Raw genomic sequence first — 15664 nt, 5'->3', positions numbered from 1 at the left:
TTAAAGAGCCTATTTATTTATCTTACAAATATATTATATCCGATAAAATCGGAAATGTCAAGTTTTTTTTGATAAATTTTGAAAAAATAAAGTATAATATATTAAAGAGCCTTATAGAATGGAGAAAATTATGGAAACTTTAGGTATAACTTTAAAAAAATTAAGAGAGAGTAGAAATTTAACAATTGCTGAACTTGCAACTAAAGCAGGACTAGGAAGAGGAACAATAGGAGATATTGAAACAGGAAAAAATAAGTCTACAATTGCTACAGTAGATACATTATCTAAAGCATTAGGCTTGAATAAAAAAGAAAGAGAACAAATATTTGCTAGTATGTTACCTAGAGATATTGGAAAAAGATTGCTAGGTGATGATAGCGATGAATTTTTAGATGGACTTTTGGAACTTTTAAAATTAGTGGAAGTTGAGGAACAAAAAAGTATTTTAAATCTTATAACAGAGAAAGTAGAATATTTGAGTTTGAAAAATGGAAATTATAAACAAGTTGAAGGGTTAATTAATGAAGTAAAAGAAAAAATAGAAGAATTATAGATTGGAGTGATTTTATTGAAAAAGGAATGGTATAAAACTTGGTGGGGAATAATATTATGTGTTTTATTCTTTTATATTTTAGTACCTTATTTGGTGTGGACTAAAACAAATTGGAATAAAAATATAAAAATAGGAATAACAGTTGTTTGTATTTTATTGTTTATATATGGAGCGTCAATATCAGTTTCAGAGGGAATATCTGATAAGAATTTAACAAATGAGGCTGTTCAGGCATTGAATAATAACGATGTTGATAAATCATTATCAATACTTGAAAAAATTAAAAAAAATGAAGAGGGAATAAATTTAAGAATTGAATTAAAAAAAGCAAAGAAAATAGATTTCCTTTATGAGCTGGGAAAATTAACAGAAAATGAATACAATGCTTTGAAAAATAATAACTTAAATAAACAGTATTCAAAAAATGAACTTGTTAATAAATACATAGTTAAGGAATTAAAAAATATAGAAAATAAAAGAAATGAAGCATTAAAAATGATTGAAAAACAAAAGATAGCTGAAGCAAAAAGAAAATTTGAAATAAGAACTCAAGATTTATTGAAAAGAGCCCAATTTTCTTTGGAAGATTATTTAAAAAAACATTATTTAAAGGATCCAAATAGTTATCAGCATATAAATACAGAAGCAATAAAAACAACTGGAGATGATGATACTATAACAATAAATCAAAAATTTATAGCAAATAATTCATTTGGTGGAAAAGTTAGAATGTTTTGTATAGCAGTACAAAATATTAATACAGAGGAATTTACAAATTTACAATGTGGTAACAGTAACTAACAATATTTTGATATACGAAAAGATAATAAATTTTAAGAGCTTAAAAAAGGCTCTTTTTTTGTACAAAAATAACGTAATATTTATTTTTTTAAAAAACAACTTGACATTTCCGATTTTATCGGATAAAATGAATTAGAGGTGAGTAGAAATGAAAGAAAAGGAAAAAATAGCAACAGATATTTATTCAAAAATAAATATTACTCTTAAAAGAGAAAAGCTATCACAGAAAGTTATAGCTAGCAAAATAAATATGACTCCGCAAACTTTCTCTGATAATATGACAAGATTGGCGAATGGTAGTTTCCCTAAATTAGATTTTTTAATAGATATTCAACGTGAATTAAAAATTGATTTAGGGTTAAATTTTAACCATTAATTCCGATTTAATCGTAATTAATTGATTTTTTTGCTGTTAATAATTTTTCTTAACAGTTCAATGATTTCTTTTAATTTTTTATCATTATTTTCCATAAATAATCACTCCTTTCTTTGAAAAGATATGATTATTTTATTTGATGATAATGAAGAGAGAGGAGGTGTGAAGTGAATAGAATTGATAAATGGGTAATATTGAATTGGATAATACCAAGCATTACAGCAGGGATAGTATCATACTATATAGCAAAACATTTTAATATTATTCACGGGATATTGGTGTTGATATTAAGGGATATGAAAAAATTTTTTGGCATATAAAGTCAATACTGTAGTAATAAAAGCAACAATTAAAGGACAAAATACAGAACGCATAAATTCCAAAAGAAATTTTATCCAAAAATCTTTTTTGATATTTTTAACGTTTTGACAATAATCTTGAATAAATTTTTTGCCATAATCAGTAAGATAATAAATATCCAGTTTATGCCAAGTATTTATTTTATTAATATCTTGAATAATTTCATATTCCGAAATTATATATTTATTACTTTCAAAAGGTGCATAAATTTCAAAATCTTCCTCTTCCATTTCTTTTAATCTTAAATTAGTGGAATATTTTTCTTGAGGGAATTTTTTTAGAATATCATATTTATGGACTTTGTTGTTTTTATAGATATATTTTAATATTTTTATATCAATATCACTTAACATAGTTAATCTCCTTTAGTTTTATTAATATTATTATAACTCAAAAGGAGGTAAAAATGAAATAAAGGAGGTGTGAGATGCTATTAATTATTTCAGAAATATTAATAATATTTTTTCTAGTGCATTTTATTGCAAAATTAACAAAAAAGAATAAAGAATTGAAGAAAAAGATATTCAGCCTAAAAGTTGGAGCAGCATTAAAAGATTTTTATTTAGATAGAAACAAAAACGAAAAGAAAAGAGTAAAAACATTTAGATATAAAAATTATCAAGTTAAAAAGTAAATGAAAAAAGCACTCTCAAAAGTGCTTGAATAAAAGTATTGTAATTTGATTATATCAAATTTGTTAAGTTAAGTAAAGAGGTGTAAAAATGAGATTTATAACAACCCTTAATAATCAGAAATGTATGGAATGGAAAATAAACGCAACACAAGGCATTTTATTTTCTTTGCTTTATGAAGCAAATAACTGGGCTGTTGAAGAAATAATTGAAAATAAAACTTACTATTTTGTATCAAGAAACTTGATTATGGAAGAATTGCCTATGTTTTTTGAAAAAAGTGATACAGTTTATAGAAATTTAAAGATTTTACAAGAAAAAGGGCTTATTGAATATATCAAAAAAGGTAAAAAAGATTTAATAAGAATTACAGCAAAAGGTAAAAGTTGGAATTTCATAAAGCAAAAAGATAATTCGGAAAAAAATCCGAGCAATCTCGGAAAAAAATCCGAAAAAGAGCCAAAAAAATCGGAAAAAAATCCGACAAATAAAGATACTATATCTTATAAAGATAATAATATTATTAATAATAATAATATATATACTTCGGTAATTGAATATTTAAATGAAAAAACAGAACGTACAGGAAAAGAAAAATACAATCCAGAATCTTCTAAGACACAACGACTTATAAAAGCAAGGCGAAATGAAGGCTACGAACTGGAAGATTTTAAAAAAGTTATTGATAATATGTGTTTGGCTTGGAAAGGTACAGAATGGGAAGTATATTTAAGACCACAAACTTTATTTGGAAATAAGTTTGAAGATTATTTAAAACGAAAACAATTTATAAAAACAGGAGGAAATGATAATGCAAACAATAGCAGAAATGGTAAAGCAAAAGACAATAAAACTACAAACAAGCAAAGAAAACCAAACTACGACCTTGAATTTTAGCAAAACAGTTAATGTTTATAAATTCCCTAAAGAAAAGAGTGTTGGATTCCGACGATTGTTAAAATTGCCTGTATATTATGATAAATGTACTTTTGAAAATGCAAAAGTGTTATGTCAAGAAGAGGCAGAAATAAAAAAACAAATCCAAGATTATTGTAAAAAGTTTGACAAAGCACTAAAACACGGCATAGGTATATATATGTACGGTAAAGTAGGAGCTGGAAAAACATATTACAGTTTATGCGTATTCAACGAACTTGAAAAACGAGGATATAGAGTTTTAAGAACTTCGATAAAACAGATAATGAAACAAATATGGGAGGGATTTAAGGATTCAAAAATTGAAATTGAAATGTACAAGGCATTTAAGGAGTCTGATTTGATTATCATAGATGATATGGGTAAGGAACATATCAATGAAGGCTGGGGGAAAAGTAATTTGTTTGAAGTATTTAATTTTTTTGAAGAAAGTCAAAAATGTTTGATAATATCGACTAACTTAGATACCGAACAAATGCAGGAATATACAGATACATTAGGGTCTGCAGCTGTATACGACAGACTTAAAAAGAATTGTCAAGGCATTAAATTTAACTGGGAAAGTCGAAGAGCGGATGTAAACAAAGAAATTTTTGAAGAAATATTTGGATAGGAGGATAAATGCAAAAATTACAGGAAGAAAAGAAAAGGCTGGAAAGCAACAATGAAATTCTGAAAGAACAAAACAAAATTTTGAATGAACAGATGATGAAAAAATCTGAAAAGATAAAACAAAATGGTGTTCAGATAGAGGGAAACAGCAAGAGAATTAGGCAAATTGAGAAAATATTGAAAATTAAGATGAAAGAAAAATAAACAAAATATATAAAATCAGGAGGAAATAAAATGTTAGGAAATAACGTAGTAGACTATATGATAAACAGCTGTAAAGGAGCATACAATTTAGAAAATGCAAAATTAATTAAAAAGAACGTGGAAGACAAGAAAGTTCAGTTTGTGTTCAAGAGAAGTGATTTAAAATTAAATATTGAATTTGCAAATGATAAGATTTCAGGAATTATATATAATAATTTCTTAACTGATTCACAAAGAGAAAATGTAACAGAATCTGAATATTGCACAAGATTAAATGAAATGCTTGAAATTACGGATATTGATGATATGAATAAACTTGATGAAATTTCAAGAAATATTATCAAAAAAATAAATTCAGAAAAATTGTTTGGAGAAAATTCAAAGGAATTATTATTGAATAGGGAAGATAGAGAAAAACTTGTAAAAATAAAAAGATTTTTCGGAGCAGAGCCGCAGCTGCTGAAATTGTATGAAGAAATCGAAGAGTTACAGGAAGCTCACAAAAATTGGCGTAAATCATTTTATAAAGACAACAGCAATATGATTGAAGAAATAGCCGACTGTTTTGTTATAGCTTTACAAATCAATAAAGTGAAAATGATTAAAAACGTTATTAAAGGCTTAGTTGACAACACTAAGATATTCAAGACTGAAATGATTGAAAAAATCATAAGAATGGTTAAGTTTAAAATCAATCGTACAGTTGAAAGAATTGAGAAAGGACAATACGGAACATACAAGATTGAATATAAAACCACTAAAGCGACACAGAAAGGCGTGAGCGAAGAAAAAAACGAACAGCCAATAAATTCCCCAGCGAAATCATTTAGCGTTGCAGAAAGCAAGAAACAGAGCCGTGAGGAAAAGGAGAAAACAAAAAAGGAAAACAAGGTTTTTGAATTTGTGAAAAAGAATGAGCCATATTATTACCAAGCACGTGATATTCAGCTAAATACCAAGATACAGGCTAAGGAATGTACAAGAATTGTTGAAAAATTTATTGATGAGGGCAAAATAATGATTACAAAAAGAGGAAAAGATGGAATATACGGAGCAACGCTTGCAACTGTTCAGGAAGCAGAGGTAGTTGAGTAATGGCAACAAACGCAGGGAAAAAATTTGAGGAAGATTTCAAAAATAGTGTTAATACTGATGAAATCTTTTTACAAAGGCTAAAAGACGGAACAACGGGAACTGTGAACGGGCAAATGGTTAGATTTAAAAACAAGAACTTATGTGATTTTTTACTTTTCAAGGACGGCTTGCTTGTCCTTGTTGAGTTAAAATCCTTTTTAGGAAAATCAATGCCATTTTCTAACATTAAAGATACAGTTGATGAACAGCAGACGTTTTTATATAACTTGAGATTGGAAGCAAGAAAAAACAATGTGAAAGCTTATATGATTTTAAATTTCAGGGAATTAAATGAGACTTATGCAATAGATATTCATAATTTTGACGAATTTTACAAAATGACGAATAAAAAAAGTATCAGCATAAATGAAGTAAGACAGATTGGAAAACAGTTGTTTCAACATAAAAAAATAAAAAGTTTTAGATATGTGATAGATGATTTATTCAGTTAGGAGGGAATAATGGCAAAAATAAATCATACTAAAGAAATTGAGGAAATTTTTAGGGAATATCCTGAATTAAAAAATGCAGATGATGTAGATACCCATTTGCTTGTTAAAATTTGCGAAAAACATAACTGGAATATAAATGACATAAAAGAGAAAATATCAGTTGTAACTCTTTGCAAAAGAAGACAGGATATTCAAAAAAGAAAAGAATTTGCTCCCAATGATGAAGTCTGGGAAAAAAGACAAAAACTTGGCTCAATATTAAAAGCAAGGTATGGTAAGAAAGGTTGATCTAAAATGTCTAAGAGAATGTCAAGGGAAAATCAAAAACTAATATACTGGTTTATAGATTGTTACGCCTATAAATTAAAAGGCGTAGATATTAACTGGAAAAGTAGCAAGGAAAAACCAAATATTTCTGATTATTTTCTTTACAAGGCAAAGGAAGACTTGAAAAAACTTTATATTAAGCATAGCGGAATTAATTTGAAAGGTTACAAGCCTTTTAAAAATATAGAAGAAAAATTAAGAATCAGACTGAACGAAGTTTTAGATAAGAATTATACTAAGGAAACCAAGATAAATATTGTAACAAATGATTTGATAGATTTTGTCCGGGAAGAAATGCAAAGATTTTTATTAACTCTTACAGGCACATTCAGTCTAAAACTTGATATGATGAGTAATAATGGAGCAATAGCCTTTACTAATTATTTATTTGATTATTTTCTCCAAAATGATATAGCAATGTGGGAAGAAATGCAAATGCTATATAAACAGCAGAATGAGGAAAAATATATTTATGCGAAATTAAAATATAAACGTTGTGCAGTATGCAATAGAACTCCAGTTGATTTTGAACATTGGCAGTCGGCTGGAAGTTTGGGAGGTTATGCTAATGATAAAGGACAAGGAAGATATATTTCACTTTGTAGGCAACATCATACCGAAAAGCATAATATTGGAGTAGAAGCATTTGAAAGAAAATACAACGTAAGGGGTATTTATTTAGACAATGAACAGATAAAGGAACTGAAAAAGGTTTATAAAAATCATTTTAATGCGTTTAAGGAGGAGATATGATAAAAATATATTTATTAGTTGCAACAATTTTTTTAGAAATTTTATTTATATGGTTTGAATTAGATGAACTACAAAATTGGTACAAAGCAATCGAAGATCAAATGTTTAAAGATTTTAGTACTAGAGAAACTCAAAGAAAATATGCGAGAAAAAAAGCAATCAAAAGTATAGTTAAAATACTATCAATAGGCTTTTTAGCAATAGGTGGAATTTCGTTTTTAAAATAGTTCAGTCACAGAAAGTCATTTTTATTAGAAAAAAATTAGGAGGATAAAATGTTAGATATAATTATGAGAGCAATAAATGTACTACTTACTGTAACAACAGTTTTGATATTAATATGGTTCATTTTTAGCTCAGTAATAAAATTTAAAAAGAATATAGCAATATTAAAATTTAGAATAACAAGCATAATAGCATTTTTAATTGGTATGTCAATAAATTTATTTGTAATTTATTGTTTAATTTGGCTTATTAATTTTTTTGCAATTAGAGTATAAAAAACAATCAAAATAGTTGAAAATATGAATAAAATAAGGTATAATAAAGGAGTGATGGAATGCTTACTAAAGAGCAGATAGAAGAAATAAAAAAAGATAGAAATTTGTTATTTTTTATAATAGATATTTTAAAATTAAAAAAGAATAACAAAAAGACAGAAGCAAGAGCGATAATAGAAAATGGAAAAGTAGTAAGAAAACTTTTTTTGAAAGATAGAATAGAATAAGTTGGCAAAAACTTAGAACTTGTGAGCCGATTTATAGATAAACTATAGAAATATAGTCTATTTATAAGTCGGCTTTTTTTGTTTAATTTTCCTCTTGATTTTATATATAGTGTAGCCTTTTAGGTGGTTGGGATTTGGTGGGATTCAGAAAATGGAGTGATTTTATGAAAATAGAGAAAATAAACATTAATTTTATAAAGGAATATGAGAATAACGCAAAGCAACACGATATAGAGCATATAGAGAAAATAAAAAATTCTATTAAAAATTTTGATTTTATGCTTCCGCTGTTAATAGATGAGGATAATATGCTGTTAGCAGGACACGGACGGCTATGTGCCTTGAAAGAATTAGGATATAGCGAAGTAGAAGTAATAAGGCATTCTCACTTATCTGAGGAACAGAAAAGAGCTTATATAATAGCAGACAATCAATTGACACTTGCAACCGATTTTGACAGGGATAAAATTCAAAAAGAACTAATGGAATTAAAAAACTTGGATTTTGATATTTCTATTTTAGGTTTTGAAGAAAAGGAATTAGAGGATTTGGTAAAAGAGATTGATTTTCAACCAGTATCTGAAGAGGAACAGCCAAGACTTGATAAACTTGATCCAAAATATATAACTTGTCCACATTGCGGGGAGGTGTTCGATGCAAGAGAACAGGAATGATTTAAAAATAGACTGGTGTGATTTTAAAGCAGCGGAATATGCCTGTAAGAACTGGCATTATTCAAAATGTATGCCAGCAGGTAAGACAGTTAAAGTTGGCGCTTGGGAAAATGGGAAATATATAGGATGTGTTATTTTCTCAAGAGGTGCAAATGTAAATTTGGGAACACAATTTGGATTGAAACAAGATAGGATTTGTGAACTCACAAGAGTTGCATTAACTAATCATAAGCATTTCGTAAGTGAAATATTGGCTAAGGCAATTAAATTTCTTAAAAATAAATGTCCAGACTTGTATGTGATTATTTCCTATGCTGATACGGAACAAAATCATAAAGGCGGAATATATCAGGCGACAAACTGGATTTATTTAGGAAGAACAGTTGGAGAAAGATATTTTATATTAAATGGCAAAAAGACGCATCCAAAATCAATTCATAGTAAATATGGTAAAGGCTCTCAAAGTTTGACATTTTTGAAAAAGATAGATTCAAATGCAAGTGAATATTATACAAAAGGAAAACATAAATATGCCTTTCCATTAAATAAAAGAGTAAAAAAGGAATTGGAAAAAATAAAACAAGAATATCCAAAACGATTTGATGAGGGTGTTGTAATAAGAAAATATGAAAAACTAGATTTGAATTAAAGGACAAGGAGAAATGACAAATGACATAAAAGAACTGATTAAGTACGAATATGAGAATGGAACAAGCATAAGGGCATTGGCTGAAAAATATAATCAAAAAGTAGGAACTATCAAAAGTTGGATTAGTAGAGAAAAGTGGGTTAAAAAAAAAGAAAATAGTGCAACCATCAAGAAGAAAAATGCAACCGCAAAACGCAACCAGTTGCAAAAGGTTGCAAACAATAAAGAAACACAAATAAAATCAGACATAATTAACGATGTTCCAAAAGATGAAGTAATGAAAAAATATGATATTTCAGAAGTTACATACTACAGAAAAGCCAGAAGTATAAGACAAATGAGATTAGAAGCAACCGAAAAACAGGCACAGAAGATTATAGATGAAGTCTATTATGATTTGCCTGACTTTTTAAGAAATATAGCAATAGCAAAAAGGAATACAGCGATAAGGATTATACAAATAATCAATAAAAAAGAAAATTCTGAAAAAGAGGTTGCAGCACTCGAAAAGAAATTAAGTTTAATTGTAAAAACAGAAAAGGAAATAATGCGGACTGGAAAACTATTAACTAACTATGAACTTCTTGAAGTTGAGGCACAGTTAGTAAACGAGGGAATACAGTCTGAAAAAGTTGAAATTGAAAAATTGAAACTTGAAGATGAAACAGTACAAGATGCAAAAATAGAATTCAATTTTAAAGAAGACAACGCAATAGAAGAAATGGAGGATAAAGAAAATGAGTAACCAAAATGAAAATCAAAATACTACTACTCAAATGCCAAATGAGGAAACAAAAGTAAATGAAAAAGTTGAAAAATTATTAGATGAATTTGCTGAAAAATATTTAGACGGATTTAGCTTTGATAAAAATGTAACTCTTAAAATTAGTGGAGAAGAAATGAGATTTGGATTGGGAACAAATAACATTTTATATGATATAGATTTAAATGAAGAAGAGTTTAATAAAAAAGTAGATTTTTTACACAACATCAAAACACAAGATACATCAGGTGTTAAATTCCAGTATAGAGTGATAACTAAAAAAGGTGAAAATTTTGTAGTTAAATATAAATCGGATAGTGAAATTGTGGGAGATGGAAAAGTAAAAAGAACTAGAGAGAAGTTTGAGGTGTAGAAAATGGCAAGAAAAACAGAAGTAGAAGAAAAAACAGAAGTAGTTGAAATTCCCTCAAATAAAATTACTAAAGCAATGCTTGATGAAAGAATTGAAAGAGGGGATTTTAGATTAGTCAAAGGCTTTAGGTTTAGAGATGGTGGAAAAGAATTGAAAGTTGATTATAAAGATGTAGATAGGAATTATTTTATAAATGACAATCCTTTAATAAATCATTTCAAGGAACTGCATCCACATCAAGAATTTATAATTCTGGAGTAATGATGAAAGTTGAGTTAGATATTAATAATCATTTTAAAAGATTTATAACAGAAAGCACAGCGGATATTTATTTTCTTATTGGTAGTTATGGAAGTGGTAAAAGTTACAATGTAGCAACCAGGCTTATTATTAATAGCTTTAGAGAGAAAAGAAGAATATTAGGAATAAGAAAAGTATATAGAGATATAAGAGATAGTGTATTTGCTGATTTAGTCGATGTTATAAATGAACTTGAATTGAATGATTATTTTATTATTAAAACAGGACGGCTAGAAATAGAAAATAAAATAACAGGAACTAAATTTATTTTCAGGGGATTAGATGAAGTTGGACGTTTAAAATCAATAAAAGGTATTACAGATATATGGATAGAAGAGGCAAATCAATGCAACAGGAATGATTTTAAGCAATTAAGATATAGACTTAGAACGCCAAATATAAAAATGAATATGTATATAAGTACAAATCCAGCAGAGCCTGATAGTTCTATTAACTGGACATATTGGTTTTTAACAGAATATTTAAAAGTATCTGAGGAAGTATTATATGAAAAAAAAGAATTTATAAAAAAAATAAAGGATTCTGAAACAGGATATATTCAAAGAATTTATGTCAATCATTCAACTTATAAGGAAAATAAATTTCTCCCCAAAAGTGCGATTGCAGAACTTAATATGGAAAAAGATCCGTATTTAGTAGAAATTGCACAGAAAGGGCGATTTGGCTATCACGGTGATTTTGTTTATAACAATATAGAAAAAGCAAGTAATGAATATGTTGATGAACAAGTTGCACGATTAGGGATTGAATGGCATATTGCTGGAATGGATTTTGGATTTGAAATTTCATACACAGCTGTAATAAGAGCGGCCATTGATTATGATAATAATATCCTTTATGTTTATGATGAGTTTTATAACAAAGGAATGACAAATGCTCAGATATTACAGGAAGATTTTTTGTATGATATTGCTGAAGAAGGGATAATAATATTTGCTGATTATGCAGAACCAAAAACAATTCAAGAATTTAAGATGAATGGAATATTGATGAAAAAAGCGGATAAAATGGTTGGTAATGTGTTAGGACGTATTGGTAAACTTCAATCCTTTAATGAAATTGTGATTGCTGATAGGTGTTTAAATACTTATAGGGAATTAAAAAATTTAAAATATAAAAAAGATGAAAATGGTGTAGCAATCATAGGGGATAAAAAGAAAATGTTTAACTTTGACCCACATACTAAAGACGCATTGGATTATGCTTTGTCCAGATATAAACAGCGAGATTTGAAAAGCAGATACAGAAATAAATTGTAGGAGGTGAAAAATGTTTGGTTTTTTTAAAAAAGTTTTTAAGAGAAATGTAAATAAATCGTTTGATTTTAATGATTTTCTTCAATATTATAAATCATTCAATCTTAGTCCCTACAATATTAACGTCAACAAATTATTAACGCAATTGCCAGAAAATCCATTTATAAGTTCAGCATTGGACAAAATGCAACAAGGATTTTATGCAATAGACTGGAGCGTATTTGAAGGGGAGAAAAAGGAAAAACAGGAAAAGAAAGAAAATATAGTTTACAGAAGTTTGACAAGTCCCAACATTACAATGGATACGAATGACTTTTTATATTATTGTTATTTGTATTGGACTATTTATGGAGAGTTTTTAATCCATAAGCAAAAACTTTTCAACAAATATGATTTATGGGTATATGCTCCGAGCGAGTACACAATAGAATTTTATGACAATATTTTGCTTGGAATAAAAAACATAGAAATAAATGGAATAAAGTATTCCGGAAAAGATTTGGAAAACTTTGCCTATAAGCGAATACCAAATCTATACAGCAAAAAAAGAGGACTAAACCGTATAACATCATTAGTATTATTACACGATTATTTTTGTCTTATAAGTCGTTGGAATAACAGTATATTGAAAAATAGTGGAAAAAGACAATTTTTAATATTGTTAGATCAGCTGGCAACAGGAGAAACTGTTGAAAAGGTTCAGGATAGAATAATGGAAAGTAGTGGCTCTGACGCAATAGGAAAACCAATAGTATTAACTGGATTTGATGAAAATTCAAAAATACAAATGTTGGATTTTGCACCAACTGATTTTGATTATATGAATGCTTTAGTTGAAATAAGGAATATAACATCAAATGTTTTAAATGTTCCTGATTTGCTTATAGGTGGTAAGGATAATGCAAAATACAATAATATGAAAGAAGCAAAAGAAGCACTTTATACGGAAAATATTATTCCAGCCTGTAAACAAATAAAAGCTACTATAAATCGGTTGTTTTCAAATGATTTTAAAAATTCTGAAAGAATTGACTTTATTACTGAAGATATTGAAGTTTTAAAAGATAACAAATTAGAATTGATAAATACTTTAAATGCTTCTGAAATTCACACCGTTAATGAAAAAAGGGAAAAATTGGATTTGGATTCTATTCCAAATGGTAATGTTATTTTAATAAAAGGTATGCCAGTAACTTTTGATGAAGTTATAAATGGAGAAAAAGAACCAATTGACAATAATTCAAGTACGGAGGATTTATAGGAAATGGCTAAGAAAGTGAATAAAAAAGAAATGCTAAGACAGGCAAAAGCATTGAGAACTGTTAGAGGACGAGTAACTAAGTATATCAAGAATAAAACAGATTTAGCTTTTAATGATTTGGCTGATAGTGTTGAAGCAAATGTGGAAACAATAACAATTGATTTTAAAACTTTCAAAAAAAATATTGGAAAAATATTAATTGAAACTCATAAACGAGCAACTGAAGAGTCAATAAATGCAGTAGATGAAATGTATGGGCTAAGTAAAAAAGTACCAAATTTCAATGATATTGTAGACAAAAGATTGAATGATTTTAATAAAAAAAAGGCTGCTGAAACAGTAACTAAAATTGATGAAGTAACAAAAAATAAAATAAATAAAATAATAACTGAGCGACAGGCGGAAGGCTTGAATGCTAAGGCTATAGCTAAGGAGGTTAAGGACAATGTAAAAGGAATGACCAAAGACAGAAGTTTGACAATAGCAAGAACAGAAACATCTAAAGCAAGTGGTTACTCTATGCACGAATTAGCAAAGGAAACTTTGGTAAATACTAAGGTTTGGATACACGTAGGTGGTGGGAAACATCACAGGGAAAATCATTTGGCAATGGATGGGGAGGAAAAGCCTATTGACAAACCTTTTTCAAATGATTTGATGTATGCTCACGAAAGTGGTGCCAAGGCTAAAGAGGTTATAAATTGTTATTGTATAACAACATATAAATTTAAAGTATAGGAGGTAATAATGCCAAAAGGGATATTCCAAAAGGATGTTGGAACAATTATAGAAAAGTCTGATATGGAAAAAGGAATTATTGAGGGAATACTCACAAAAGGAAAAGTTTTGGATAGTTACGGAGATTTCTTTTTGGAAGAATCCATTAATAATTTTAAGACAAAAGATAATTCAAAAACAGCCTTTCTATTACATCAGCACAAAAAAGACAGTGAATTGGGAGTAATGGAGTTATGGGCTGAAAATGGAGATTTAAAATTTAGAGCTAAACTGGATTTAGAAAAAGATGATAATGGAAATTATCTTAATAAAGAGGCTGCAAAAATATATTCACTTATGAAATTAGGTGCAAAATATGATATGTCAGTCGGTGGTAGAATTCTAAAAGGCGAAATGGGATATGTTGAAACTGAAAAAGGACAGGTTAGAGCATATCTTATAAAAGAATTTGAAGTTTGGGAAGGCTCAATGGTTATCAAAGGAGCAGTACCAGGAAGTAGTGTATCAACATTTAAAAATTTTAAGGAGGAAAATATGGATAGAGAAGAATTAATGAAACTTTTTGTAGAATATGAAAAAAATGTGCAGAAACAAATAGATGTGATTAATGAAACTTTGAAAAAAGAAAATATAAGTGCTGAGGTAAAAAAGCAGCTTGAAACTGTTAAAGAGGATTTTGAAAAATCATTGGAAGATTACAAAGAGGGATTTGAAAAATCAATTGAGGACAAATTAAATGAATTTGCTAGAGAGTTCAAATCAATAAAGGAAACTGAAAAAGAATTGACAGAAGCGGACTTGGAAAAAGAAATTGTAGGATTTATGAAGTCGGTTAATACGGATTCCAAAGGCACAGTTAAAACTTTTTTAGATTACTTGGAAATTGAAAAAGCAACAAATACTAAAACAAGTGGAGTAGCTCCAGCAGTATTGCAACAATTAAGCAGAACAATTTTAAGAAGAGCTCAAGATGTTAAAAATATATGGGCATACGTTTCTAAAATGTCAATGTCTGAATATTCTATAAAAGTACCTAGAGAAACAATAGGAACTACGGAAGTTAAATTTATTGGAGAAACAGCAAACAGAACTGAAACTAATATCAATCTTTTGGATAATGTTGAATTAGAATTACACCAAATCTATGCTTTGCCAATTTTCTCAAATAAATTAATCGCAACAGATGTAGTTGGATTTGTGGCATTGGTATTAGAAAGAGTTGCTGAGAACTTTACTAAAAAGATTTCTGAAAAAATAATGTTTGGAACAGGAACTGGAGAGCCATTTGGAATATTGATAGATTCAAATGTAACGGCAAGGGCATTGACTTTTACAGGAGCTAATGGAGATTATGACACAATAGCAAAAGCAAAATATAAATTAAAACAAGAATATGCTGACAGGGCCGTAATTGTAATGAATAGAGAATCAGCACCAAACTTTTTCTTGTTGAAAGATACAACAGGAAGACCTTTATTTTTAGAGGCATACGGAGAAGCAAAACAAGATAGATTAGGGAATTTGCCAATTATTTATGATGATACTTTACCAGTATTCGATACTGCAAATACTGGAGATGTAGTTGTATTAATTGCTGATTTATCAAAATATTTAGGTGTAACACATACAAATTATAATATCAAGATTGCTGACAATATTACAAATAAAGGATTTACAGGATATTACTTTGAAACAATGGTTGGTGGAAATGTGATGTTGCCTGAAGCCTTTGTGCCAATAAAGAAAGCATAGGAGAAAACTA

General features: G+C 28.2%; 25 protein-coding genes. 24 read left to right on the top strand and 1 reads right to left on the bottom strand.

Annotated features, from left to right (window positions below):
- Positions 1 to 118: 118 nt before the first annotated feature.
- From BQ5344_RS11155 to BQ5344_RS12230, 4 genes are all read left to right on the top strand, one after another.
- Positions 119 to 553 (top strand): helix-turn-helix domain-containing protein, encoded by a 435-nt coding sequence (locus BQ5344_RS11155; protein WP_235846155.1) that lies wholly within the window; start codon positions 119 to 121, stop codon positions 551 to 553.
- A 15-nt stretch (positions 554 to 568) separates the two neighbouring features.
- Positions 569 to 1354, top strand: coding sequence for a hypothetical protein (locus BQ5344_RS11150; protein WP_071125371.1), 786 nt, complete (start codon positions 569 to 571; stop codon positions 1352 to 1354).
- 148 nt (positions 1355 to 1502) lie between these two features.
- Positions 1503 to 1730: a hypothetical protein gene (locus tag BQ5344_RS11145; RefSeq protein ID WP_071125370.1), complete on the top strand. Its 228-nt coding sequence runs from the start codon at positions 1503 to 1505 to the stop codon at positions 1728 to 1730.
- A gap of 167 nt (positions 1731 to 1897) precedes the next feature.
- Complete coding sequence (locus tag BQ5344_RS12230) at positions 1898 to 2050, top strand: hypothetical protein (protein WP_158663024.1); 153 nt, start codon at positions 1898 to 1900, stop codon at positions 2048 to 2050.
- Here BQ5344_RS12230 and BQ5344_RS11140 read toward each other — a convergent pair.
- Complete coding sequence (locus tag BQ5344_RS11140; protein WP_071125369.1) at positions 2018 to 2443, bottom strand: hypothetical protein; 426 nt, start codon at positions 2441 to 2443, stop codon at positions 2018 to 2020. The two genes, BQ5344_RS12230 and BQ5344_RS11140, sit on opposite strands and share 33 nt — an antisense overlap.
- Before the next feature lie 74 nt (positions 2444 to 2517).
- Here BQ5344_RS11140 and BQ5344_RS11135 point away from each other — a divergent pair, with 74 nt between their 5' ends.
- From BQ5344_RS11135 to BQ5344_RS11045, 20 genes are all read left to right on the top strand, one after another.
- Positions 2518 to 2724, top strand: coding sequence for a hypothetical protein (locus tag BQ5344_RS11135; protein WP_071125368.1), 207 nt, complete (start codon positions 2518 to 2520; stop codon positions 2722 to 2724).
- 88 nt (positions 2725 to 2812) lie between these two features.
- Positions 2813 to 3619, top strand: coding sequence for a conserved phage C-terminal domain-containing protein (locus BQ5344_RS11130; protein ID WP_071125367.1), 807 nt, complete (start codon positions 2813 to 2815; stop codon positions 3617 to 3619).
- Complete coding sequence (locus tag BQ5344_RS11125; protein ID WP_071125366.1) at positions 3534 to 4271, top strand: ATP-binding protein; 738 nt, start codon at positions 3534 to 3536, stop codon at positions 4269 to 4271. Before BQ5344_RS11130 ends, BQ5344_RS11125 begins: the two co-directional genes overlap by 86 nt.
- 8 nt (positions 4272 to 4279) lie before the next feature.
- Entirely contained in the window at positions 4280 to 4474 is a 195-nt protein-coding gene (locus BQ5344_RS11120; RefSeq protein WP_071125365.1) for a hypothetical protein, read from the top strand.
- A 30-nt stretch (positions 4475 to 4504) separates the two neighbouring features.
- Complete coding sequence (locus tag BQ5344_RS11115) at positions 4505 to 5569, top strand: nucleoside triphosphate pyrophosphohydrolase family protein (protein ID WP_071125364.1); 1065 nt, start codon at positions 4505 to 4507, stop codon at positions 5567 to 5569.
- The gene (locus BQ5344_RS11110) at positions 5569 to 6060 is read left to right on the top strand and encodes a Holliday junction resolvase RecU (protein ID WP_071125363.1); all 492 of its coding nucleotides are present in this window, start codon (positions 5569 to 5571) and stop codon (positions 6058 to 6060) included. The genes BQ5344_RS11115 and BQ5344_RS11110 overlap by 1 nt, the downstream gene beginning before the upstream one ends.
- A gap of 9 nt (positions 6061 to 6069) precedes the next feature.
- A complete protein-coding gene (locus BQ5344_RS11105) occupies positions 6070 to 6348 on the top strand; it encodes a hypothetical protein (protein ID WP_071125362.1) in 279 nt (92 codons plus the stop codon).
- 6 nt (positions 6349 to 6354) lie between these two features.
- The gene (locus tag BQ5344_RS11100) at positions 6355 to 7140 is read left to right on the top strand and encodes a putative HNHc nuclease (RefSeq protein WP_083378248.1); all 786 of its coding nucleotides are present in this window, start codon (positions 6355 to 6357) and stop codon (positions 7138 to 7140) included.
- On the top strand, positions 7137 to 7367 hold the full coding sequence (locus tag BQ5344_RS11095) for a hypothetical protein (RefSeq protein WP_071125360.1): 231 nt from the start codon (positions 7137 to 7139) through the stop codon (positions 7365 to 7367). The genes BQ5344_RS11100 and BQ5344_RS11095 overlap by 4 nt, the downstream gene beginning before the upstream one ends.
- 48 nt (positions 7368 to 7415) lie before the next feature.
- On the top strand, positions 7416 to 7640 hold the full coding sequence (locus tag BQ5344_RS11090; protein WP_071125359.1) for a hypothetical protein: 225 nt from the start codon (positions 7416 to 7418) through the stop codon (positions 7638 to 7640).
- Between the two features lie 59 nt (positions 7641 to 7699).
- The gene (locus BQ5344_RS12225; protein ID WP_158663023.1) at positions 7700 to 7867 is read left to right on the top strand and encodes a hypothetical protein; all 168 of its coding nucleotides are present in this window, start codon (positions 7700 to 7702) and stop codon (positions 7865 to 7867) included.
- A gap of 164 nt (positions 7868 to 8031) precedes the next feature.
- Positions 8032 to 8541, top strand: a complete 510-nt coding sequence (locus BQ5344_RS11085) for a ParB/Srx family N-terminal domain-containing protein (protein ID WP_071125553.1) — start codon at positions 8032 to 8034, stop codon at positions 8539 to 8541.
- Positions 8522 to 9190 (top strand): Mom family adenine methylcarbamoylation protein, encoded by a 669-nt coding sequence (locus BQ5344_RS11080; RefSeq protein WP_071125358.1) that lies wholly within the window; start codon positions 8522 to 8524, stop codon positions 9188 to 9190. Before BQ5344_RS11085 ends, BQ5344_RS11080 begins: the two co-directional genes overlap by 20 nt.
- Before the next feature lie 13 nt (positions 9191 to 9203).
- Complete coding sequence (locus BQ5344_RS11075) at positions 9204 to 9935, top strand: hypothetical protein (protein ID WP_071125357.1); 732 nt, start codon at positions 9204 to 9206, stop codon at positions 9933 to 9935.
- Positions 9928 to 10326 carry a hypothetical protein gene (locus tag BQ5344_RS11070; RefSeq protein ID WP_071125356.1) on the top strand — a complete coding sequence of 133 codons (399 nt, stop codon included), beginning with the start codon at positions 9928 to 9930 and terminating at the stop codon, positions 10324 to 10326. The genes BQ5344_RS11075 and BQ5344_RS11070 overlap by 8 nt, the downstream gene beginning before the upstream one ends.
- Before the next feature lie 3 nt (positions 10327 to 10329).
- A complete protein-coding gene (locus tag BQ5344_RS11065; RefSeq protein WP_071125355.1) occupies positions 10330 to 10587 on the top strand; it encodes a hypothetical protein in 258 nt (85 codons plus the stop codon).
- A 2-nt stretch (positions 10588 to 10589) separates the two neighbouring features.
- Positions 10590 to 11906, top strand: a complete 1317-nt coding sequence (locus tag BQ5344_RS11060; protein ID WP_071125354.1) for a PBSX family phage terminase large subunit — start codon at positions 10590 to 10592, stop codon at positions 11904 to 11906.
- 10 nt (positions 11907 to 11916) lie between these two features.
- Positions 11917 to 13164 (top strand): phage portal protein, encoded by a 1248-nt coding sequence (locus BQ5344_RS11055; RefSeq protein WP_071125353.1) that lies wholly within the window; start codon positions 11917 to 11919, stop codon positions 13162 to 13164.
- Positions 13165 to 13167: 3 nt separating this feature from the next.
- Positions 13168 to 13902: a phage minor head protein gene (locus BQ5344_RS11050; protein ID WP_071125352.1), complete on the top strand. Its 735-nt coding sequence runs from the start codon at positions 13168 to 13170 to the stop codon at positions 13900 to 13902.
- Positions 13903 to 13911: 9 nt separating this feature from the next.
- Complete coding sequence (locus BQ5344_RS11045; protein WP_071125351.1) at positions 13912 to 15654, top strand: phage major capsid protein; 1743 nt, start codon at positions 13912 to 13914, stop codon at positions 15652 to 15654.
- Positions 15655 to 15664: the final 10 nt, after the last annotated feature.

The sequence above is a fragment of the Leptotrichia massiliensis genome, assembly GCF_900104625.1.
GTDB classification, from domain to species: Bacteria; Fusobacteriota; Fusobacteriia; order Fusobacteriales; family Leptotrichiaceae; genus Leptotrichia; species Leptotrichia massiliensis.
This window is presented reverse-complemented; position numbering and strand designations above follow the sequence as displayed.